This window comes from Cellulophaga sp. 3_MG-2023 (assembly GCF_030546975.1).
Lineage (GTDB): Bacteria > Bacteroidota > Bacteroidia > Flavobacteriales > Flavobacteriaceae > Cellulophaga.
This window is the reverse complement of the sequence record NZ_JAUOPS010000008.1, coordinates 98,077-118,680: the sequence shown is the minus strand read 5'-3', so window position 1 is coordinate 118,680 and position 20,604 is coordinate 98,077. Positions and strand designations below refer to the sequence as shown.

The following is a 20,604-nucleotide window of genomic DNA, read 5'->3' as shown; positions in this document are numbered from 1 at the left end:
ATCATAAAAAAAGCTGTTTCACAATTGAAACAGCTTTTTTGTTTTTTGGTTATTTACGGTTATTATTTTCTGTATTGTATAGCCTTGTTAGGGTAATCTGTAATTAAACCATCTACTCCCATTGCTAATAGGTTTTCCATATCAGTCTCATTATTAACTGTCCAAGGAATAACTTTCATATTTTTAGAGTGTAGTTCTGCTATAACTTCTTTAGATAACATACTATGTAACGGACTATATATTTGTGGTACAAACCCTAATGTATCTAAATTAGTTTTTACATCATCTTTATATACCAAAGCAGCCAATGTGTACTCTGGATAATTTTGATGTAAATATTGCAACACTCTAAAATCAAAACTTTGTAGCACTACATTTTCTACAGCAATTTTATCTTTAATTGTTGCTATAACTAAATCAGAAAAATCTTTTGGATTAGGGTGATAAATACCATCTCCCTCAGGTAAACTCTTAATTTCTATATTATACTTTATTGGTGTTGCATTACCTGCTGTTAAAGAATCTGCAAGAGCTATAACATCTAACAATAAAGGTTTAGTTACAAACTGTTTTTCTTGCTCTGAAAACTTAACGTTACCCATACTACCACAGTCGTATTTTTGAGTTTGCTTGTACGTATGCTCATAAATATTTAATGCAATCGAATCTTTTTTAGCAATAGTTTGCCCAAGAGAATCCATACAAAAAAGCGGATTAAAATAAGGCTCATGAGATACCAAAACTTGTTTATCTTTGGTTACAGCCAAATCTAACTCAATAGTATTCACCCCCAACTCTATTGCTTTTGTAAAAGCTGGTATGCTATTCTCTGGCATTAAACCTCTAGCACCACGGTGACCTTCTAAATCAAAATTATAAGTTACCACTGTTTCTTCAACCGGAGTTGCGTCTTCTTTTTTTTCTTTCTTTTTATCGCTCTGCTTACAAGCCATAAAACCAAGACCAATAAGGCCGCAAATAACTATTTTTAATTTCATTTTATAATTTTATTTAAAAAGTCAACTGTATTTAAATACACACCTTCCCAATCTTTGGATCTAATATCACTTGCTATAACGTGATTTCCACTTCTTGGAAAAGCCATTTTAGTTTTATCTTCTTCTGGTGTTCCTAGAGCATTAAACATTACTTGCATTGCTGGCACAGAAACAACTTTATCTTGCTCTTCTTCATTTTTATAATAGTATCCTAAAAACACAGGACAAGTGACTTTTGAAAAAGTTTCTGTTGTCATTGTATTTGTAAGCATAGTAATTAATGAAATATAGCCATTTATGTGATAGTTGGTAGACCAATATTTTGCTTCTAATTCTGGACGTTTTTGCACTTGTATTGTACCTCCTAAAGCCTTGATAAATTGCTCTTTTCCTCCTGGTTGTATTACTGCTTTCATTGCTGGGTTAAGCAAATCTATAAACGGAGAATACAAAACCAACGCTTTTATATCTTTATCTTCTGCTGCTATTGCCAAGCTTAATGTACCACCTGTAGATGTGCTAATTACAATAACCTCATCTCCTAACAGTTTGCCATAAGCAATTGCTTGTTTTGCAGATGCAATGTAATTCTCAGGTGTTAAGTTTTCAAACGTATTATCTCTGTAAATTCCGTGCTCCTCTAAACGAGCCATATAGGTGTTTGCTTTAAAGTGAGTAGATAACTGAGACATTACTGGCTCACCTTCTGCATAACTAGCTCCAAAACCGTGCAAATACACAAAAGCTATAGGAGATTTTTTATACTTATAATCGTCTGACCATATAATATGTGCTTCATTATCTTCCTTAAGACCAACAACATTACTCTCCTCTATTTGTATATTTTTCTCTAACTCTTTTAGTTCTTGCATTTTTGCCCCTTTTTGTGCGGTTGCAAAAAACGTAAATACTAGAAATAAAGAAAGGATATATGTATTTTTATTTTTCATTTAATTGTTTTTTAATTATTTAGTTTAAAAATTTACAGACAATTGCAATCCGTAAAATGCAGGAGGACCAGCAATAAAAGTTGGTATACCAAAAGCACCACCTGTATTACCAGCATCTATAATAAACTCCTCGTCTAAAACATTAGTTGCATACAAACTAATCTCATATTTATCTTGTATGGTTACACCTGCTCTAATGTTTAGTAAACCATAACCATCTTGAGATATGTTTGGTAAATTAGTTTCCTCAAAAAACACTTTAGACTTGTAAGTGTATGTTGGCCTTAAAAATACAGCAACTTTATCATTTAAAGTAGGGTTGATATTAAATCCTGCAGAGAAAGAATGTTCTGGTGTTAACCTAAATGTATTTCCTGCCAATTGCTGTGGGTTACCGTCTGAATCTTCATCGTCAAAAGAAGCATCTATATACCCGTAATTAGCAAAGAAAGAACTACTTTTTGCAAATTGGTACTGCATAGCAGCCTCAAAACCTAATGCAGTTGCACTACCACTATCATTAGGAAGAATTACCAAACCATCTGTTTCATCTAAACGTGCTATTGTTGTTTGAAAGTTACTGTAGTCATAAAAGTACCCATTTACATCAAACTGTAGTTTATTGTCTAACATTAATGATTTTAGTCCTAACTCATAAGACCAAACAGTTTCGTCTGACAACACATTTACTTCTGTAGCTGATACATTAATTACATTTGGTCTTCTTCCGCGTGCAACATTACCAAAAACAGTTACTGCATCACTTAAATCATAATTAACTGCAAACCTACCTACTGCAGATGTAAATGTTTCACTAGCTGTAATTTTTCCATTTGTTGGTGTAAATAAGTTGTTAGGGTAAGCTCCTAAAAAGTTACCTAACACCCCTGGATTATCTGCATTTATAACTTCTAAACCTGCATTACTATTCTCTAAGGTTGCTCTTAGTCCTAGTGTAAGAGTTAGCTTATCTGTAACATCATAAGAAGCATCTGCAAAAATATCACCAGAATAATTTTCTCCGTAATTAATAGAGTTTTCGCTATTAAAAGATAATAATGGAGCACCTGCCAATGGTCCAAAACTGCCAGGATCATTAGGAATGTTAGGGAACAAAGTAGGTACACCGTTTACTACCAAAGCATCTGTAGCTACTAAAAGCGCTAGGTAACTTTGCTCATTAACCTCAAAAGGAACTGCTTGTGATCCGTTTTCATAAAAGAAATTTGCTCCCACAAAACCAGATAATTTATCATCATTATCAAAATTAAAACGTACTTCTTGACTAAATTGTTCTCCTTCTGAAACCTCTCTAAAAAATAAAACTGGTGCTGCTGTACCATCTGCATCAAAGGCTTCATCTGAGTTAAATTTTCGGTATGCAGAAATAGAAGTTACATCCCACTTGTCATTAAGTGACGACTTTAAAATCCCAGTAAAACCATAAACTGTACGGTCTAAACCCAGTTCTTTACCACGCTCTAAGTCTGCAAAAGAATTAGGATTTAAATCGCCTCCTAAAGGAGCAAAAGTTCCACTTTTAAAAGAAGTACCTGGAGGTGTATCTTGTTGCCAATTTGCAATAAAATCAAACGTAGTATTATCACTAATCATATATTTTAAAGAACCTCTAAGTGCCAAAGTTTCTTTACCATTTAGGTCTCCACCAGAAAGGTTTTCTATATACCCATCTCTTCTATTGTAAATTGCAGCTACACGAGCAAATAACTTATCTTTTACCAAAGGAGTATTTACATAACCGTTTACTAAAAACTGATTGTAATTACCAATACCTGTTTTTAAAGAAGCAGAAGTCTCATTTTTAGCTTTATTTTGAATAATGTGCATTGCTCCAATTTGCGCCCCTCTACCAAAAAGAGTTCCTTGTGGGCCTTTTAAAACCTCTACACGTTCTATATCAAACAGCTCTACAACAGACCCACGAGATTTACTAATAGACACTCCGTCTTGAAAAACGGAAACTCTTGGCTCTACTCTAGAGTCGCCGCTATCACTAGTAATTCCTCTAACAACTATACCTGGGTTATTTACACTTTGAATTTGGATTTGCAAACCTGGTACATAATCTGAAAAAGTATCATACTCAAACGTACCTTGATTGTTTATAAACTCACTGCCGTAAGAGGTAATTGCAATTGGCACATCTTTATTTAACTGTTCTCTTTTTTGTGCTGTAACCACTAAACCATCCAACTGAAAAGAAGGTTCCTTTAATTTAAAGTTTACGGTAGTATTTGGAGTAGAAATTGTTACTGATTTTTTTATACTCTTGTACCCTAAGTAAGATACTGTAACTGTATATGTTTTATAGACTAAGCCATCAATTTTATAAGCTCCAGATTCATCTGTAACCGCGCCCATAGAAATGCTCTGTATAACCACATTAGCTCCAATTACAGGAGCTCCTGTTTCATCTACTACTTGCCCGTTAAGATTTCCTTTGTTTTGTGCCGCAACAGTACATACTGTTAGTAATAATAAAATAAAATAGTAATTCTTTTTCATTGTGTGTTTTTAAGTTGCCCAAAACTATATAGCTATTGTTAAGCTAAAAGTGCGGCTACTTTATAATAATGTTACACTAACATTAACACGCATTAAGTAAGTATTAATAAAAAGTTACTATTGTTAATACAAGTTTAAATAAAACACACAACTAACTCATAAACAAATAATTAACATTAAAAGTGTTATTCAACTTATAAATTGTACAACCATTCAATTTATACAATAAAAAAAGCCCTAAACAATATAATTAAATATAATGTTTAGGACTTGTATCAAAAATTAAAAACAATCGCTATTTTTTTAAATCGATGTCTTTTATGTTTTTAATCTTATTACGTTCTAAAAAGGCATCAATAGTTTCAAAATGTTCTATTACACGTTGATCTTTAAACTCAAATACTTTTTCTGCTAAACCTTGTAGAAAATCACGGTCGTGAGAAACTAGTATTAAAGTACCATCAAAATCTAACAATGCTTCTTTTAAAACATCTTTAGACTTTAAATCTAAATGATTTGTAGGCTCATCTAATATTAAAAGGTTTACCGGTTCTAACAATAGTTTTACCATTGCTAACCTTGTTTTTTCACCTCCAGATAGTACACTTACTTTTTTATCTACATCATCACCTTTAAACATAAACCTACCCAAAATATTTTTTATTTGCGTACGTACATCTCCTTTAGCAACCTCATCTACCGTCTGAAAAATAGTTAAATCTGGATCTAGTAATGAAGCTTGGTTTTGAGCAAAGTAACCTACTTGCACATTATGCCCTAAACTACACTTACCTTCGTACTCTATTTCTCCCAAGATAGATTTTATCATTGTAGATTTACCTTCTCCGTTTCTACCTACAAAAGATACTTTTTCTCCTCTGGAGATAGACATACTTGCGTTTTTAAACACAGTGTGGTCTCCGTATGTTTTGGTTAAATCTTCAACATTTACAGGGTAATCTCCAGAACGTTGCGCTGATGGGAATGACAACCTTAAAGCTGAATTATCTACTTCATCAATCTCTATAATATCTAGTTTTTCTAACATACGTTCTCTAGATGTAACCTGATTTGTTTTGGAATACGTTCCTTTAAACCGCTCTATAAAACGCATATTGTCCTCTATAAACTTCTGCTGTTCTTCATAAGCTTTTATTTGGTGTGCTCTACGCTCTTCTCTTAATTGCAAATAGTGAGAGTAATTTGCCTTGTAGTCGTAAATTTTACCCATAGTAACCTCTATGGTTCTATTAGTAATATTGTCTATAAAAGCCCTGTCATGCGATATTACCATTACAGCTTTTGCTTTATTTACTAAAAAGTCTTCTAACCAAATTACAGATTCTATATCTATATGGTTTGTTGGCTCATCTAACAAAATTAAGTCTGGCTTTTGCAGTAGTATTTTTGCTAGTTCTATACGCATACGCCAACCACCACTAAACTCACTTGTTTGTCTTGCAAAATCTTCCGACCTAAAACCTAAGCCTTTTAATGCTTTTTCTACCTCAGCATCATAATTTACATCTTCTAAGGCATAATATTGCTCTCCAAGCTCAGATACCTCTTCTATAATCTTCATATAGGCATCACTCTCATAATCTGTTCTTGTCTCTAGCTCTTTGTTTAAAAAGTCCATACGGTCTCTCATTGTAAAAACGTGACTAAAAGCCTTAGAAGCCTCCTCTACAACCGTACAATTATCCTCTGCAAGTAAATGCTGAGGCAAGTAAGCTATTACAGTATCTTTAGGACAACTAACTTTGCCTTTAGTAGCCTTTTGTTTACCGGCAACAATTTTCATCATTGTAGATTTACCTGCACCGTTTTTTCCCATAAGTGCTATTTTATCATTTTCATTAATAACAAAATTTACACCACTAAATAAGGTCGTTCCACTAAATTCTACTGCAATATTATCTACTGTAATCATCTGTATATTTTAAAGACTACAAAACTAACAAAAAGTAAAGTATGTAATACGTAGTTTAAATAGTTTAGTAAAAAATATACAAAAAGCCATTTAACACTCATTAACAAAGACTTAGAAGTATATTAACTAAGAAACTATAAGTTATCTTGTATATTAAGCTTGAACTTAAAAAATAAAATGACATGGGAATTATTGAAGATAAGAGATTAAAAAGAAAAGTAAAACAAACAAACCCTACAAACCCTACAGGGAATACCAATATAAACACTAACAAGTTTGATATTGATTCTGAAACCATTAAGGATCAGCAAAATAAGAAATAACCCCACTAGCTTTTATATGCAAAAGCTCTGAGATCTTTATGATTTTCAGGGCTTTTCTTTTTTTACAAAAAAATACGTTAGTAGTAATTTAAAGTGAAATTTTAAAAAATAAAGTCATATAATTGCAATAATTTCCTACGGAAATAGTTTTATTTAATCAATTTAAAAACAAATAATGAAAAAACAAATTTTACTACTTACTACATTCTTATCTGTTACGTGTTTTACGTATGCACAAGAATTAGAACCTACTGAACAAGCTAATAATGAAGAACAGTCTACTTTAGAGTATCAAGACAAAAAAAACATTGCTAAACTTAGTTTAACAAGTTTGGTCTTTAGAAACTTTCAGTTTCAGTACGAAAGAGTTTTAAACAAAACTTTTTCTGTTGCATTATCTTATGGTACAATACCTGAAGGTGGTATTCCTTTTGGAAGTTCTTTTGTTGATGAAGACGAAGATGATGACTTGTCTAACATTGTTAACAATGGTAAAATGAGCTACTCTAGTTTTACACCAGAAGTACGTATTTACACAGGAAAAAAAGGATATGGAAAAGGCTTTTATTTAGCTCCATTTTTTAGAGCATCTAAATACACTTTTAAAAATGTGAACTTTAGCTATGATGCAGATGGTGGCGGAACAGAAACTTTAACTACTAGCGGTACTATTAAAGGGAGTACTTTTGGCTTATTAATTGGGTCTCAGTTTAACTTAGGAAGTAACCTTGTTTTAGACTGGTGGATTGCTGGTCCGCACATTGGATCTAGTAATGGAAATTTAAAAGGTGTGTCATCTAGAGTTTTATCTCAGAACGAACAAGATGCATTATTAGAAACTTTACAAGACACAGATATTCCTTTAGTAGATACAGAGTATAAAGTTGATGCTAATGGCGCAGAAATAGATTTAGATGGTCCTTGGGCTGGCGTACGTGCTGGTTTAAGTATTGGATATAGATTTTAAAAAAACAACAATTTAAATATAAAACTCAATATTATGAAAAAAACAATTTACTTATTTGCACTAGTTACATTTGGCTTATTTATGAATAGTTGTAGTAGTGATGACGATTCTGGCAGCGACAATGTAATTGGTAGTTTTTTAAAAATTGATGACAACAAAACAGACTTTGTTCTTGGTATTGCAGAAGATTATGGTGCTTATAACGAAGAAGGTGAAGAAGGTATATATAACATAGATTTATCTTTACTAAGTACTGGATTTACTTTTGAAGATCAAGAATTGAATGGTACTGGTATTGGTATATACTTTGAAATTTTTTCATCTACACCTAATAAATTAGCCCCTGGAGTTTATGAATATGATGCTAATGCGCAAACTGCTTTAATTTTTGATGATGCTACTTTGTTTGAATATACTGAAGATGAAGAAAAGGAAATTGATCTAGTAAGTGGTACTATAACTATTATTAAAAGCGAAATTGGTTATTATGAATTAACTTTTAATGGAGAAGATGAATTAGGAAGAGTTATTTCTGGTAGTTTTTCTGGTAACGTTGAGTATATAAAAGAAATAGAAGAAGAAGATTAATAAATTCTATTTATATAAAAAACCCCTAAAACCATTTTGGTTTTAGGGGTTTTATTTTTGCAAAAAAAGTACAACTAACTACGGTTGTACTTTTCTCTTTATAAACTTATAATTAAATTAAAAAAAACCACTCTTCTACAGCAAGAAGAATGGTGTTTATTATTTTACAAAGCTACAATCGCTATTTAAGTACTAGCACTAAATCATCAGAATTTACTAAGGAACCACCAGATAAATGCACTTTATCTACAACACCTTCTGCTGTTGCGGTAACGGTAGTTTCCATTTTCATAGCTTCAATTACAAATAAAGGCTGGTTCTTTTTAACCTCTTCTCCTTTTTTAACTAAAACATTAGATAATAAACCTTGCAGTGGAGCACCTATTTCTTTATCATTTTCTTTATCAGCTTTAATATTTTGAGCTTTAACAACTTTTATTGCCTTATCCTTAACCATAACATTACGTAGCTGTCCGTTAATTTTAAAGAATATGCTTACGTTTCCGTTTTCATCAGGTTCGCCTTTTAACATTAATGATACTAGCACGTTTTTACCACGATCTAGCTCTACTATAATTTCTTCACCTACTTCCATACCATAAAAGAAGTTCTTTGTTGGTATGTTCATAACATTACCATATTTAACATGGTTGTTATAAGCATCTGTAAATACTTTTGGATATAGCTTGTAAGACAAGAAATCTGTCATTTCTAAATCTCTACCCATACCTTTTCTAAATTTACGCTTAAAAGACTTAAACTCTTTATCAAAATCTATAGGTTCTAAATGTGCATTTGGTCTTTCTGTATATGCATCTTGGTCCTTTAAAATTATTTTTTGAAGCTCTTTTGGAAAGCCTCCTACAGGCTGACCTAAATCTCCTTTAAAGAAACTAATTACAGACTGAGGAAAAGAAATTGAACCTCCTTTTTCTAAAACATCTTGCACAGTTAAATTATTACTAATCATATACTGCGCCATATCACCTACTACTTTAGAGCTAGGCGTTACTTTTATAATATCTCCAAAAAGCTGATTTACTTCTCCATACATTTTTGTTACATCAGGAAACTTATCCTCTAAACCAAGAGCAATTGCTTGTCCTTTTAAGTTAGAATATTGTCCTCCAGGAATCTCATGCTTATATACTTCTCCTGTACCAGATTTTAGTCCAGACTCAAACGTGTAGTAATAATTACGTACAGTTTCCCAATAGTTAGAGTATTCTGCTAACTTATCTGTATCTAATTTATTTTCGCGTTCGTGAAAACGTAACATTTCTACTAGAGAATTAAAGTTTGGTTGAGACGTTAAACCAGACAATCCGCCTAGTGCCACATCTACAACATCTACACCTGCTTCTATAGCTTTTAAATACATTGCTCCTTGTATAGAAGATGTATCATGTGTATGTAAGTGTATTGGTATATTTATTTCTGATTTTAAGGCCGATATAAGCTCAAACGCAGCGTTTGGTTTTAACAAACCAGCCATATCTTTAACTCCTAAAATATGTGCACCAGCATTTTCTATATCCTTTGCTAATTGAATATAATACTTAAGATCATACTTTGTTTTCTTTGGATCTAATATATCACCTGTATAACAAAGAGATCCTTCTGCTAAACCACCTGTTCTATTACGTACGTGCTCTATAGTTGGAGCAATAGATTTCATCCAATTTAACGAATCAAAAATACGAAACACGTCTACCCCTGTTTCCCAAGATTTTTCAACAAATTTTTCGATTAAATTATCTGGATATGCCGTATAACCAACGCCGTTAGAACCACGTAAAAGCATTTGCAGTAATACGTTTGGCATAGATTTACGAAGTAATGCTAAACGTTCCCATGGGTTTTCTTGTAAAAAACGCAAACAAACATCAAAGGTTGCACCACCCCAAACTTCCATACTAAATATTTCTGGAAAGTTTTTAGCATAGCCTTCAGATACTTTTAGCATATCTGTAGTTCGCATACGAGTTGCCAACAAACTTTGGTGACCATCTCGCATTGTAGTATCTGTAAAATGTACTTTTTTCTCATTGTTTAACCACGTAGCAAAACCTTCTGGCCCTAGCTCTGTTAACAAGTCCTTTGTTCCTTTTGGATACGAACTCATTTTTTCAAAAGAAGGTACCTTTGGTTTAGAAAAAACGTGATTTGGATCTTTCTTTTTTACATCTGGATTACCATTTACAATAGTTTCACCTAAGTATTCTATTAATTTATTAGCACGGTTTCTTGGCTCCACAAACTCAAACAAAGAGGGTTCGTTTTTAATAAAGTTAACCGTAACCTTACCATCTCTAAAAGTTTGGTGCTTAAGAATATTATCTAAAAACGCCATATTACTTTCTACACCTCTAATACGAAACTCTGCCAAAGCTCTACGCATTTTACGACAAGAGCCATCTAACGTTCTACTAATAGCAGAAACTTTTACAAGCATAGAATCAAAAAATGGAGAAATACGTACTCCTTGGTAAATACTACCTGCATCTAATCTAATACCAAAACCCGAAGCACTTCTGTAAGTTGTAACTACACCATAATCTGGTTTAAAATCGTTTGCAGGATCTTCTGTAGTAATTCTACACTGCAAAGCATAGCCAGTTATTTTTACAGAATCTTGGTCTTGTATTTTTATTTGTTGATCTGATAATTTGTAACCACCGGCAATAAACAACTGTGCTTTAACCAAGTCTATATTGGTAATCATTTCTGTTACCGTATGTTCTACTTGTATTCTTGGGTTAACTTCTATAAAGTAAATACTACCATCATCATCTACCAAAAACTCTACCGTACCTATATTATTATAATTTACAGCCTTACAAATATCTATTGCATATTTATATAAACTATCTCTGGTTTCTTGCGGCAAACCTATAGATGGGGCAAATTCTATTACTTTTTGGTAACGTCTTTGTACAGAGCAATCTCTCTCATACAAGTGTACCATATTACCGTGTGTATCTGCAACTATCTGTACCTCTATATGCTTAGGGTTTTCTACAAATTTTTCAAGAAAAACAGTATCATCTCCAAATGCATTTAAAGATTCTCTACGGGCTTCAGGGAAAGCTTTTTCTAATTCTTCTTGTGAACGTATTACACGCATTCCACGGCCTCCACCGCCAGAAGCAGCTTTTAACATTACAGGATAACTAATACGCTTAGCCTCTTCAATTGCTATGCTTACATCTGTTAAATCTTTATTACTACTTTGTATAACAGGAACATTATTAGCAACCGCTACCTCTTTTGCAGTAATTTTATCTCCTAAAGACTTTAGTACTGACACCTTTGGACCAACAAAAATAATATCATTGTCTGCACATTTCTGAGCAAACTCTGCATTTTCAGACAAAAAGCCATAACCAGGATGAATAGCATCTACACCATTTTCCTTAGCTACCTCTATTATAGCATCTATATTTAAATATGGTTTTAAAGGCTCATGATCTTCTCCTATTTGGTAACATTCATCTGCTTTGTACCTATGCAATGAATAGCGATCCTCATAGGTGTATACACCAACCGTTTTAATGCCTATTTCTACACAAGCTCTAAAAATACGGATTGCAATTTCTCCCCTATTTGCTACTAAAACCTTATTAATCTTCATTTATTACTATATTTATTAGTGTTTACTAATTAATTCCAATAATTTTATAAAACTACTCAAACACATTCAGAATAATTTAACAAAATCACCTCCTTATTCCCTGTTTTCAAAGGTACTTTATTTAAGCGTTTTTAACAATACTAAAATTTTACAAAACAGGGTTATTTCGTATCATATTATCACTATTTTACCTATATTACAATTATTTAATAAGTAATAAGCATAATACACTGCATATTTAATTCTTGGTAGTTTTTATTTTTAGCTTGACTTTCTCTTATAATTTTAGTACCTTTTAAGAGAATTAAAAAAAACTATGGGAAAAGGAGATAAGAAATCTAAAAGAGGAAAAATAATAAATGGCACTTACGGTGCAAGAAGAAAACGAAAAATTAAAAAACAACCAACATTACAAGAAAAAATTAGTCCAGATAAAAAGAAGTAAACCAACCAGTTATGCTTTTTATCTATAAAAAGTTACAGTTAAACCGACATAAAAGGGCATTTACACCACAACTTTGCTTATGTTTACCACATAACTTTTAATAAAAACCAAAAAAAAACCAACTTTGTAATAACAAGTTACAAACAAAACCAACCCCCAGGATATGCTTAAAAGTACATTTGTATTAATATCACTTGTAATAACAACATCTTTTACAAGCACAACTACTTCTAATTGCGATAATGCTTACTCCGCAAGTTCATACGCACTTAATTATGCTAAAAAATCTTTAAAAGCTGATAATTTTGATCACCAAAAATTTTATGCAAATAAAGCTTTTATTGCTCTTGAAAAAACCAAAAAGTTAATGAAAGAGTGTGATTGTGCTGATGCTAAAAATTCGGTTTTAAGTGGGTTAGAAAATATTGATAAAGCTGCAACACCTAAAGATTGGGATTTAGGAAGACATTATGCTAAACTAGCACTGCTAGATGTTGAAAATACAATTACCGCATTAGACATTTTTACTCAAAACGGCATTAACACCATTTCTTCTGATATAGAATTAAAAAATAATGCTTTATTGTTAGAAGCTGTAGAATTAGAAAAACAACGTGTAGCTCTTGAATCTGAGATAGAAAAGTTACTTTCTAAAAAGAGAGCTTTAGCTATTAAAATTGCTGAGAATATTCAAAAACAAAGGCAAAACTAAAATTAGTCAACCACTAATTTTAGTTCTACTCCGTTATTTTCTTCTACAACATTAAGCTCATAAGTATAAAAACCTAGCGGCAAAGGTGTTTCTCCTACGTAATCTATTGCTTGCAATGTATATGTTTCACCATCTGCTTCTATCAAAATTGAAGCGTATGCGTATGCCGTTTCATACTCAAAATACTCAGACACTTGTCCTGAAGCAACATTTGTATGCACATTTTCTGCATCTCCATTTACTTGCACCATATCATAATTTACCTCACTAACATTTTTTATCCTAATATTAACAGCTTCAAGGTTGTCATCCCTATCATCACAACTAAAAATAGTTAGCACTAATACAAGTAAAGGAAATAGAATTTTATTTTTCATAGGAAACATTTATTTGTCTACTGTAAAAAACGGAATTTTAAAGATATTATTATCTAATAAAAACTGGCATATTCTCTTTTTCAGTGTACTCCTCACTAAAAGTATAGCCATCTGTGGTAAAGTTTTTAATATCATCTAAAGTTTCTGCATTAGTGTCTATAATATAGCGCACCATAGAACCTCTTGCTTTTTTAGCATAAAAACTTATTACCTTTAACTTATCATTCTTCCAATCTTTAAAAACTGGAGTAACAATTGTAGTATTTAATGCTTTTTTATCTACTGCACCAAAATATTCGTTACTAGCTAAGTTTACAAAAACCTCATTTTCTTTTAATTCTGAATTTAAATACTCTGTTACATCTTTTTTCCAGAACTCGTGTAGGTTTTTATTGGTATCTACCGGCATTTTTGTACCCATTTCCAAACGGTAAGGCATCATTAAATCTAACGGTCTTAAAACGCCATACAAACCTGATAAGATTCTTAATTTATCTTGTAAAACTGCTAATTTATCTTCCTGTAAAGAATACGCGTCTAAACCTTGATACACATCTCCATTAAAAGCAAAAACAGCAGGTCTTGCATTTTTTACAGTAAAAGGAATTGTAAAATCTTGATTACGTTGCCAGTTTAATTGTGCCAAATTATCAGAAATACCCATTAGCTCAGATATAGCCTTAGGCGATTTCTTTTTAAGAACCTCATTTAGCTTTTTAGCTTGTTTTAAAAACTGAGGCTCTGTAAATTCTTCTGTTGGCAATTTAGAGTCAAAATCCAATGACTTTGCTGGCGAAATAACAATCTTCATATTATTTTTAATTTGGTATAAAAATAAACATCATTTTTATGTTATTACACAAACTCTAAAAGAGATTTTAAATACTAGTATAGTAAAAACTAATGTTATTGAGAATGCTTAGCGTAATGCCTCCACTTTTCTATAACACTTGCCATATCTTCTGGTATTTCTGTATTAAACTGCATAAGTTCTTTTGTAACAGGATGTACAAAACCAAGTGTTTTTGCGTGTAATGCCTGTCTTGGCAATATCTTAAATGCGTTTTCTACAAACTGTTTGTATTTTGTAAAGGTTGTTCCTTTTAAAATACGCTCTCCACCGTAGCGCTCATCATTAAATAATGTATGCCCTATGTGCTTCATATGCACTCTAATTTGGTGTGTTCTTCCAGTTTCTAGCTTACAAGAAATAACCGTAACATACCCTAAACGTTCTATAACTTTATAATGCGTTATTGCTTCTTTTCCTTCTTCTCCATCAGGAAAAACGTGCATTTGCAATCTATTTTTTGGATGTCTACCTAAATTACCCTCAATAGTACCTTCGTCATTTTCAACATTACCCCATACAATAGCTACATATTCCCTTTCTGATGTTTTATCAAAAAACTGTTTGGATAAAAACGTCATTGCTGCCTCAGTCTTGGCAACTACTAAAAGTCCAGACGTATCCTTATCTATCCTATGTACTAAACCTGGTCTATCACTACTATTGTTTGGCAATTCATCTTTACAATGGTGCAACAAAGCATTAATTAAAGTACCAGAGTAATTTCCGTGTCCTGGATGCACAACCATACCTGCTGGTTTATTTACAACCATAAGCACATCATCCTCATAAACAACGTCTATAGGAATATCTTCTGCTTGCAGCAAAAACTCATATGGCGGATGCGTAAACATAACACGTATGTCATCATTTGCCTTTACCTTATAATTTTGTTTAACCACCACATTATTAACCCAAATATGGCCATCTTTTGCGGCTTTTTGTATTTGACTACGTGTAGCGTTTTCAATAAAATTCATTAAAAACTTATCTATACGTAAAGGCTCTTGCCCTTTAGAAGCAACTACTTTATGGTGCTCATAAAGCTCATCTTCATTGGCTTGTGGCCCAATTTCTTCAGTCATATATTATGTTGCTTACTATTATTAGTGGTTACCGTTACCACAAACCAACTCTACCTTAGAGGTCTTTGGTAATTTATCTCCGGCTTTAATTTGTTTTCCTTTGTACTTTATTTTAAGTACCATATCTTCACCTATATTGTCTACATAGGTAACCTTTAAAACATCTAAACCAACAGCACGTAACATAGACGTAGCATTACGCTTTGTTTTTTGTATTACTTGTGGTACAGATACTTTTTTATATCCAGATGGGTTTACTGTAAAATATATTTTCCTGTTCTTTTTGACTTTATTACCTGCTGGTGGATTTTGCTCAATAATAGAAAACCTTGGGTAATTAGGGTTATAATTTGCAGAATCTAATACCTGAGAACGTAATCCTACCTTATCTATTTCGTGTTTCATTTGAGAGACTGCCATTTTAGAAAAATCTGGCACCTCTACAAATTCACCATGATTTGTTGTAGACTTTAACCATTGCAAAGCAACAAACACCAGTACAACCACTACTCCTAGTGCAATACCTAATTGTATTATTAATGTTTTACTTTTTAAAAAGTTGAAAAAATTTCGCATAACTATAATATTATCGCACAAATATATAAAACCCAATGCTTTTTTCTTTAATTTAAAAAAATGATATTTGTTATTAGCATTAATGACCCTTATTAATTTACCATGAAAAAAAATATTGCCATTATAATGGGAGGCTACTCTAACGAGTATAAAATATCCTTAAAAAGCGGAAACGTTGCTTATAAATACCTAGACTCTAACAAGTTTAACCTATATAGAATTCATATTTTAAAAGAAAAATGGGTTTATGTAAATGCTAATGATATAGAGTCTCCTGTAGATAAAAGTGATTTTAGTATTAAAGAAAATGGACAAAAAATAAAGTTTGACTGTGTGTTTAACGCTATTCATGGTACACCTGGCGAAGATGGCTACCTACAAGCTTATTTTAACTTAATTGGAGTTAAGCAAACAGCATGTGATTTTTACCAAGCCGCACTTACATTTAACAAAAGAGATTTACTTAGCACATTAAAACCTTATGGCATTAAAGCTGCTGCTTCTTATTACTTAAATAAAGGTGATGTTATAAAAGAAGAAGAAATTACAAATACAGTTGGACTACCTTGCTTTGTAAAAGCTAACAAAGCTGGTAGTAGCTTTGGAATATCTAAAGTGCACAAAAAAGAAGATTTAGCAAAGGCAATTGAAAATGCGTACCAAGCTGATGATGAAATTATTATTGAGGCTTTTTTAGATGGCACAGAGGTTTCCGTTGGCGTTATTACTTATAATGGCAAACCTAAAGTTTTACCAATTACAGAAATTACAACAGAGAACGATTTTTTTGATTACGAAGCCAAGTACGAGGGCAAATCACAAGAGATTACACCTGCTCGCATTACTAAGGAGCAAGAAGAAAAAGTCAGTAATATAACTAAAAGAATTTACAAGATTTTAAAAATGAAAGGCTATACCAGAAGCGAATTTATTTTTGTAGACAATGAGCCATATATGTTAGAAATGAATACTACACCTGGCCTAACCGAAGAAAGTATTTTACCGCAGCAAGCAGCAGCAGCAGGAATATCTTTACCAGAATTGTTTGAGAGTGCTATAACAGAGGCATTAAGATAAATTAAGTAACTTTAGCGTTCGTAAAAATCTGCTATACAACTTAATACATTTTTACATTAAAATAAAAACCACTACTATGAAACGTGCCATATTCCCTGGGTCTTTTGACCCTTTAACTTTAGGCCATACAGATATTATTAACAGAGGCATTACACTTTTTGATGAAGTAATTATTGCTATAGGTATTAATGCTGATAAAAAATACATGTTTACCCTAGAACAACGTATGCAATTTATTGGTGAAGCTTTTAAAGATGAGCCAAAAATAAAAGTTATGACCTATGAAGGGCTTACGGTAGAATTTTGCAAAAAAGTAGACGCTCATTTTATTTTACGTGGTCTGCGTAATCCTGCAGATTTTGAGTTTGAAAAAGCCATTGCACACACCAACAGAAAATTATCAGAAATTGAAACCGTATTTTTACTAACGTCTTCTGGCAAATCTTATATAAGCTCATCTATTGTGCGCGATGTTATTAGAAACAATGGTGATTATACCAGCTTAGTACCAGATACAGTTAGAGTTTTATAAATACAAAACCACCCCTTATTAAACCAAAAAATCAATTTTTAAAATGAAAAAAATTATAGGTCTTTTTAGCTTGCTATGCATTATTGCTTGTAGCGATAAACCAGAAGACAAGGAGAAAGATTTTCAGACTTTTTTTGAAACTAGCAACGGGTTAGAAACACCTACTTATACAGAGGTTATAGATTTTTATTTAGAACTTGCTCGTGAGTTTCCACAAATAAACGTGCTTACTATTGGCGAAACAGATAGTGGCCTTCCTCTGCATTTAGTAACTTATAATCCTGACGGAGAATTTAATTTTAATAAGTTAGACGATAAAACGGTTATATTAATTAATAACGGTATTCACCCTGGTGAAAGTGATGGTATAGATGCTACAATGCTCCTTTTTAGAGATTTAGTAGTAAATAAAATTAGTGCTCCTAGAAAAACAGTATTAACCACCATTCCTATTTATAACATTGGAGGCGCACTAAATCGAAACTCTACATCTAGAACCAACCAAAACGGACCTAAAGAATACGGGTTTAGAGGTAATGCGCAAAATTATGACCTAAACAGAGATTTTATAAAAAACGATACCAAGAATGCAAAAACTTTTGCAGAGATTTTTCATTTAACAAAACCAGATATTTTTATTGACAACCACGTTAGTAATGGTGCCGATTACCAATATACATTAACACATTTATTTACACAACATAATAAATTAGGTGGCGATCTGGGTAATTATCTTCATACAGAGATGATGCCAAATTTAGAAACTTCACTAGAAGAAATTAATTGGCCTATAACGCCATATGTAAACGTTTTTAATAGTGTTCCTGAAAAAGGTTTTTCTCAATTTATGGACCATCCTAGATATTCAACCGGTTATACTACGCTTTGGAACACCCTAGGGTTAATGGTAGAAACCCATATGCTTAAACCTTATAAAAAGCGAGTTATGGGTACGTATTATCTAATGCAAAAAATGATAGACATATCTGAAAAAGATCATAAAAAAATAAAAGAATTAAGATCAAATGCTTTTTTAGCAGACCAAGAAAAAACAACTTACCCTATACAATACACAATAGACACCACTAAAACATCTACTCTAAACTTTAAAGGGTATGAGGCAGATTTTTTAGAGAGTGAAGTTACTGGACTTACCAGATTAAAATATGACAGGTCTAGACCATTTACAAAAGAGGTAGAATATAAAAACTACATAAAACCTACCAAATTTGTTACCATACCAGAGGCATATATTATTCCTAAAGGTTGGAAAAAAGTGATTCCGTTTTTAGAGGTTAACAAAATAAACTATACCCAACTAGAAAAAGACACCATTATAAACGTTGCATCTTACAGAATTAAAGATTACCAAACACGTAAATCTGCTTATGAAGGTCACTACCCTCACAACAACACAACTGTTACTAGTAGTATGCAAAATGTACAATTTTTAAAGGGCGATTATTTTGTTCCCACTAACCAACCAGGTTTACGCTACATACTAGAAACATTAGAACCAGAAGCAGTTGACTCATTTTTTAACTGGAACTTTTTTGACACTATTTTACAGCAAAAAGAAGGTTTTTCTCCTTATGTTTTTGAAGACGTAGCTGCTAAATTATTAAAAAACAATCCGGCGCTTAAAGCAGAGTTTGACAAAATAAAAACTGAAGATGAAGGTTTTGCAAACAATTGGTATGCACAACTAGACTGGTTACACAAAAAATCTGCACATTATGAAAAAGCGCATTTGCAATATCCTATTTATAAATTATTGAAGAGTAATTAAAATTACTCTTCAAACAGTATTTTAATATTAGCATAAGAATTTTCTAAGGCCTTGGCAATTTTGCTTGGGCCTTTCCATTTTACCTTCTCTATACCCTCTTCAAGCTGGCCAGTAAGCTCTCCTTTATATGAGGTTTTCATTGCAAACCAATGCACCTCTTTTAACTTGTACTTCCCATTTCGCTTAAAAATATGGTAGGTAATCTTCAACAAGTTTTCAATTTTTAAACCTTGCACACCTGTTTCTTCTTCAACCTCTCTAATAGCACATTGCTCTATAGTTTCGCCTTTATCTAGCTTACCTTTAGGCAAATCCCACTTGTCATTTCTATAAATAAAAAGCACTTTACCCTCTTTATTTGTTACAACGCCACCACCAGCAACCACTATTGGAATTTTTTTAGAGAATTTTTTTAAAATCTCCTCTTTATTAGGGTGGTATATGTATGCCTTTGGCAATTTATTCTTAGACAAGGCCTTAATTGCCTCGTTAATTGCCTCTTCATTTAACAAAAAATATTTATTATCTGCTATATCTGACAGTTTATTTGTCAAAATCAAGGGCAATTCATTCACAAAAACTTTATACATTTGCGCTATGGTTTTAAATAAAGACACTGCAAAAAAAACAGCCGAACTTCTATTGCAAATTAATGCAATTAAGTTGAAACCAGAAAATCCTTTTACGTGGGCTTCTGGATGGCAATCTCCAATTTATTGTGATAATAGAATTATTCTATCTTATCCTATAATTCGTAACTACATACGAGAAGAAATGGCTAAGCAAGTAGAAGAACTGTACGGCAAACCAGACGTTATTGCTGGTGTAGCTACTGGTGCTATTGGTATTGGTATGCTTGTTGCTGAGTACTTAGGACTTCCGTTTGTATATGTTAGACCAGAACCAAAGTCTCATGGAAGACAAAACCAAATAGAAGGTCAATTATCTCCTAACCAAAACGTTGTGGTTATTGAAGATTTAATTAGCACCGGAAAAAGTAGTTTAAATGCTGTTAAGGCTTTAAAAGAGGCCGGAGCAAATGTTAAAGGTATGGTAGCTATTTTTACCTACGGATTTAATGTTGCAGACGAAAACTTTAAAACTGAGGATATAGAATTACACACACTTAGTGACTACCCTAATTTAATACAACAGGCGTCTGACACTAATTACATTAAAGAAGAACAATTAAACACATTACTGCAGTGGAAAAGTAACCCAGCAGTTTGGAAACCATAATAT

Annotated in this window: 19 protein-coding genes; 9 read left to right on the top strand and 10 right to left on the bottom strand. The window is 32.3% G+C overall.

The window, feature by feature from the left end:
* Positions 1 to 62 precede the first annotated feature (62 nt).
* The 4 genes from Q4487_RS15910 to Q4487_RS15895 all read right to left on the bottom strand — a co-directional run bounded on the left by Q4487_RS15910 (position 63) and on the right by Q4487_RS15895 (position 6,407).
* Positions 63 to 998 (bottom strand): glycerophosphodiester phosphodiesterase family protein, encoded by a 936-nt coding sequence (locus Q4487_RS15910; RefSeq protein ID WP_303545026.1) that lies wholly within the window; start codon positions 996 to 998, stop codon positions 63 to 65.
* Positions 995 to 1,948: a carboxylesterase gene (locus Q4487_RS15905; RefSeq protein ID WP_303545029.1), complete on the bottom strand. Its 954-nt coding sequence runs from the start codon at positions 1,946 to 1,948 to the stop codon at positions 995 to 997. The genes Q4487_RS15910 and Q4487_RS15905 overlap by 4 nt, the downstream gene beginning before the upstream one ends.
* Before the next feature lie 24 nt (positions 1,949 to 1,972).
* A complete protein-coding gene (locus Q4487_RS15900; RefSeq protein WP_303545032.1) occupies positions 1,973 to 4,474 on the bottom strand; it encodes a TonB-dependent receptor in 2,502 nt (833 codons plus the stop codon).
* Between the two features lie 295 nt (positions 4,475 to 4,769).
* The gene (locus tag Q4487_RS15895) at positions 4,770 to 6,407 is read right to left on the bottom strand and encodes an ABC-F family ATP-binding cassette domain-containing protein (RefSeq protein ID WP_303545035.1); all 1,638 of its coding nucleotides are present in this window, start codon (positions 6,405 to 6,407) and stop codon (positions 4,770 to 4,772) included.
* 182 nt (positions 6,408 to 6,589) lie between these two features.
* Here Q4487_RS15895 and Q4487_RS15890 point away from each other — a divergent pair, with 182 nt between their 5' ends.
* The 3 genes from Q4487_RS15890 (at position 6,590) to Q4487_RS15880 (ending at position 8,285) form a co-directional block, all read left to right on the top strand.
* Positions 6,590 to 6,730: a hypothetical protein gene (locus Q4487_RS15890; protein ID WP_198519415.1), complete on the top strand. Its 141-nt coding sequence runs from the start codon at positions 6,590 to 6,592 to the stop codon at positions 6,728 to 6,730.
* Between the two features lie 175 nt (positions 6,731 to 6,905).
* Entirely contained in the window at positions 6,906 to 7,697 is a 792-nt protein-coding gene (locus Q4487_RS15885; RefSeq protein ID WP_100895101.1) for a DUF3575 domain-containing protein, read from the top strand.
* 33 nt (positions 7,698 to 7,730) lie between these two features.
* Positions 7,731 to 8,285 carry a hypothetical protein gene (locus Q4487_RS15880; protein ID WP_303545040.1) on the top strand — a complete coding sequence of 185 codons (555 nt, stop codon included), beginning with the start codon at positions 7,731 to 7,733 and terminating at the stop codon, positions 8,283 to 8,285.
* Between the two features lie 181 nt (positions 8,286 to 8,466).
* Here Q4487_RS15880 and Q4487_RS15875 read toward each other — a convergent pair whose 3' ends face one another.
* On the bottom strand, positions 8,467 to 11,919 hold the full coding sequence (locus Q4487_RS15875; RefSeq protein ID WP_303545043.1) for a pyruvate carboxylase: 3,453 nt from the start codon (positions 11,917 to 11,919) through the stop codon (positions 8,467 to 8,469).
* Positions 11,920 to 12,235: 316 nt separating this feature from the next.
* Here Q4487_RS15875 and Q4487_RS15870 point away from each other — a divergent pair, with 316 nt between their 5' ends.
* Both Q4487_RS15870 and Q4487_RS15865 read left to right on the top strand, forming a co-directional pair.
* Positions 12,236 to 12,364, top strand: a complete 129-nt coding sequence (locus Q4487_RS15870; protein ID WP_075695785.1) for a 30S ribosomal protein THX — start codon at positions 12,236 to 12,238, stop codon at positions 12,362 to 12,364.
* Positions 12,365 to 12,527: 163 nt separating this feature from the next.
* On the top strand, positions 12,528 to 13,076 hold the full coding sequence (locus Q4487_RS15865) for a hypothetical protein (RefSeq protein ID WP_303545047.1): 549 nt from the start codon (positions 12,528 to 12,530) through the stop codon (positions 13,074 to 13,076).
* 2 nt (positions 13,077 to 13,078) lie between these two features.
* Here Q4487_RS15865 and Q4487_RS15860 read toward each other — a convergent pair whose 3' ends face one another.
* The 4 genes from Q4487_RS15860 to Q4487_RS15845 all read right to left on the bottom strand — a co-directional run bounded on the left by Q4487_RS15860 (position 13,079) and on the right by Q4487_RS15845 (position 15,964).
* Positions 13,079 to 13,453 (bottom strand): hypothetical protein, encoded by a 375-nt coding sequence (locus tag Q4487_RS15860; RefSeq protein WP_303545050.1) that lies wholly within the window; start codon positions 13,451 to 13,453, stop codon positions 13,079 to 13,081.
* A 49-nt stretch (positions 13,454 to 13,502) separates the two neighbouring features.
* On the bottom strand, positions 13,503 to 14,264 hold the full coding sequence (gene yaaA / locus Q4487_RS15855) for a peroxide stress protein YaaA (protein WP_303545052.1): 762 nt from the start codon (positions 14,262 to 14,264) through the stop codon (positions 13,503 to 13,505).
* Positions 14,265 to 14,359: 95 nt separating this feature from the next.
* Positions 14,360 to 15,388 carry an RluA family pseudouridine synthase gene (locus tag Q4487_RS15850; protein ID WP_303545054.1) on the bottom strand — a complete coding sequence of 343 codons (1,029 nt, stop codon included), beginning with the start codon at positions 15,386 to 15,388 and terminating at the stop codon, positions 14,360 to 14,362.
* A 21-nt stretch (positions 15,389 to 15,409) separates the two neighbouring features.
* A complete protein-coding gene (locus Q4487_RS15845; RefSeq protein ID WP_100895095.1) occupies positions 15,410 to 15,964 on the bottom strand; it encodes a PASTA domain-containing protein in 555 nt (184 codons plus the stop codon).
* Positions 15,965 to 16,066: 102 nt separating this feature from the next.
* Here Q4487_RS15845 and Q4487_RS15840 point away from each other — a divergent pair, with 102 nt between their 5' ends.
* The 3 genes from Q4487_RS15840 to Q4487_RS15830 all read left to right on the top strand — a co-directional run bounded on the left by Q4487_RS15840 (position 16,067) and on the right by Q4487_RS15830 (position 19,362).
* Positions 16,067 to 17,041, top strand: coding sequence for a D-alanine--D-alanine ligase (locus tag Q4487_RS15840; protein WP_303545059.1), 975 nt, complete (start codon positions 16,067 to 16,069; stop codon positions 17,039 to 17,041).
* Between the two features lie 76 nt (positions 17,042 to 17,117).
* Positions 17,118 to 17,573 (top strand): pantetheine-phosphate adenylyltransferase, encoded by a 456-nt coding sequence (gene coaD, locus Q4487_RS15835; protein WP_303545062.1) that lies wholly within the window; start codon positions 17,118 to 17,120, stop codon positions 17,571 to 17,573.
* Positions 17,574 to 17,616: 43 nt separating this feature from the next.
* Positions 17,617 to 19,362 (top strand): M14 family metallopeptidase, encoded by a 1,746-nt coding sequence (locus Q4487_RS15830; protein ID WP_303545065.1) that lies wholly within the window; start codon positions 17,617 to 17,619, stop codon positions 19,360 to 19,362.
* A 2-nt stretch (positions 19,363 to 19,364) separates the two neighbouring features.
* On the opposite strand, the gene Q4487_RS15825 is transcribed toward Q4487_RS15830, so the two are convergent.
* Complete coding sequence (locus Q4487_RS15825; protein WP_100896827.1) at positions 19,365 to 19,952, bottom strand: NUDIX hydrolase; 588 nt, start codon at positions 19,950 to 19,952, stop codon at positions 19,365 to 19,367.
* A 7-nt stretch (positions 19,953 to 19,959) separates the two neighbouring features.
* Between Q4487_RS15825 and pyrE the strand changes: the two genes are divergently transcribed.
* On the top strand, positions 19,960 to 20,601 hold the full coding sequence (gene pyrE / locus Q4487_RS15820) for an orotate phosphoribosyltransferase (RefSeq protein ID WP_013620152.1): 642 nt from the start codon (positions 19,960 to 19,962) through the stop codon (positions 20,599 to 20,601).
* Positions 20,602 to 20,604 lie beyond the last annotated feature (3 nt).

What these genes read in the sequence shown, in the direction of transcription:
- Q4487_RS15880 (WP_303545040.1), top strand. Translation starts at nt 7,731, where the DNA reads ATGAAAAAAACAATTTACTTATTTGCACTAGTTACATTTGGCTTATTT.
- Q4487_RS15865 (WP_303545047.1), top strand. Translation starts at nt 12,528, where the DNA reads ATGCTTAAAAGTACATTTGTATTAATATCACTTGTAATAACAACATCT.
- Q4487_RS15890 (WP_198519415.1), top strand. Translation starts at nt 6,590, where the DNA reads ATGGGAATTATTGAAGATAAGAGATTAAAAAGAAAAGTAAAACAAACA.
- Q4487_RS15895 (WP_303545035.1), bottom strand. Translation starts at nt 6,407, where the DNA reads ATGATTACAGTAGATAATATTGCAGTAGAATTTAGTGGAACGACCTTA.
- Q4487_RS15910 (WP_303545026.1), bottom strand. Translation starts at nt 998, where the DNA reads ATGAAATTAAAAATAGTTATTTGCGGCCTTATTGGTCTTGGTTTTATG.
- Q4487_RS15900 (WP_303545032.1), bottom strand. Translation starts at nt 4,474, where the DNA reads ATGAAAAAGAATTACTATTTTATTTTATTATTACTAACAGTATGTACT.
- Q4487_RS15840 (WP_303545059.1), top strand. Translation starts at nt 16,067, where the DNA reads ATGAAAAAAAATATTGCCATTATAATGGGAGGCTACTCTAACGAGTAT.
- Q4487_RS15830 (WP_303545065.1), top strand. Translation starts at nt 17,617, where the DNA reads ATGAAAAAAATTATAGGTCTTTTTAGCTTGCTATGCATTATTGCTTGT.
- Q4487_RS15825 (WP_100896827.1), bottom strand. Translation starts at nt 19,952, where the DNA reads ATGTATAAAGTTTTTGTGAATGAATTGCCCTTGATTTTGACAAATAAA.
- Q4487_RS15860 (WP_303545050.1), bottom strand. Translation starts at nt 13,453, where the DNA reads ATGAAAAATAAAATTCTATTTCCTTTACTTGTATTAGTGCTAACTATT.
- Q4487_RS15875 (WP_303545043.1), bottom strand. Translation starts at nt 11,919, where the DNA reads ATGAAGATTAATAAGGTTTTAGTAGCAAATAGGGGAGAAATTGCAATC.
- Q4487_RS15885 (WP_100895101.1), top strand. Translation starts at nt 6,906, where the DNA reads ATGAAAAAACAAATTTTACTACTTACTACATTCTTATCTGTTACGTGT.
- Q4487_RS15870 (WP_075695785.1), top strand. Translation starts at nt 12,236, where the DNA reads ATGGGAAAAGGAGATAAGAAATCTAAAAGAGGAAAAATAATAAATGGC.
- Q4487_RS15850 (WP_303545054.1), bottom strand. Translation starts at nt 15,388, where the DNA reads ATGACTGAAGAAATTGGGCCACAAGCCAATGAAGATGAGCTTTATGAG.
- coaD (WP_303545062.1), top strand. Translation starts at nt 17,118, where the DNA reads ATGAAACGTGCCATATTCCCTGGGTCTTTTGACCCTTTAACTTTAGGC.
- Q4487_RS15905 (WP_303545029.1), bottom strand. Translation starts at nt 1,948, where the DNA reads ATGAAAAATAAAAATACATATATCCTTTCTTTATTTCTAGTATTTACG.
- pyrE (WP_013620152.1), top strand. Translation starts at nt 19,960, where the DNA reads ATGGTTTTAAATAAAGACACTGCAAAAAAAACAGCCGAACTTCTATTG.
- yaaA (WP_303545052.1), bottom strand. Translation starts at nt 14,264, where the DNA reads ATGAAGATTGTTATTTCGCCAGCAAAGTCATTGGATTTTGACTCTAAA.
- Q4487_RS15845 (WP_100895095.1), bottom strand. Translation starts at nt 15,964, where the DNA reads ATGCGAAATTTTTTCAACTTTTTAAAAAGTAAAACATTAATAATACAA.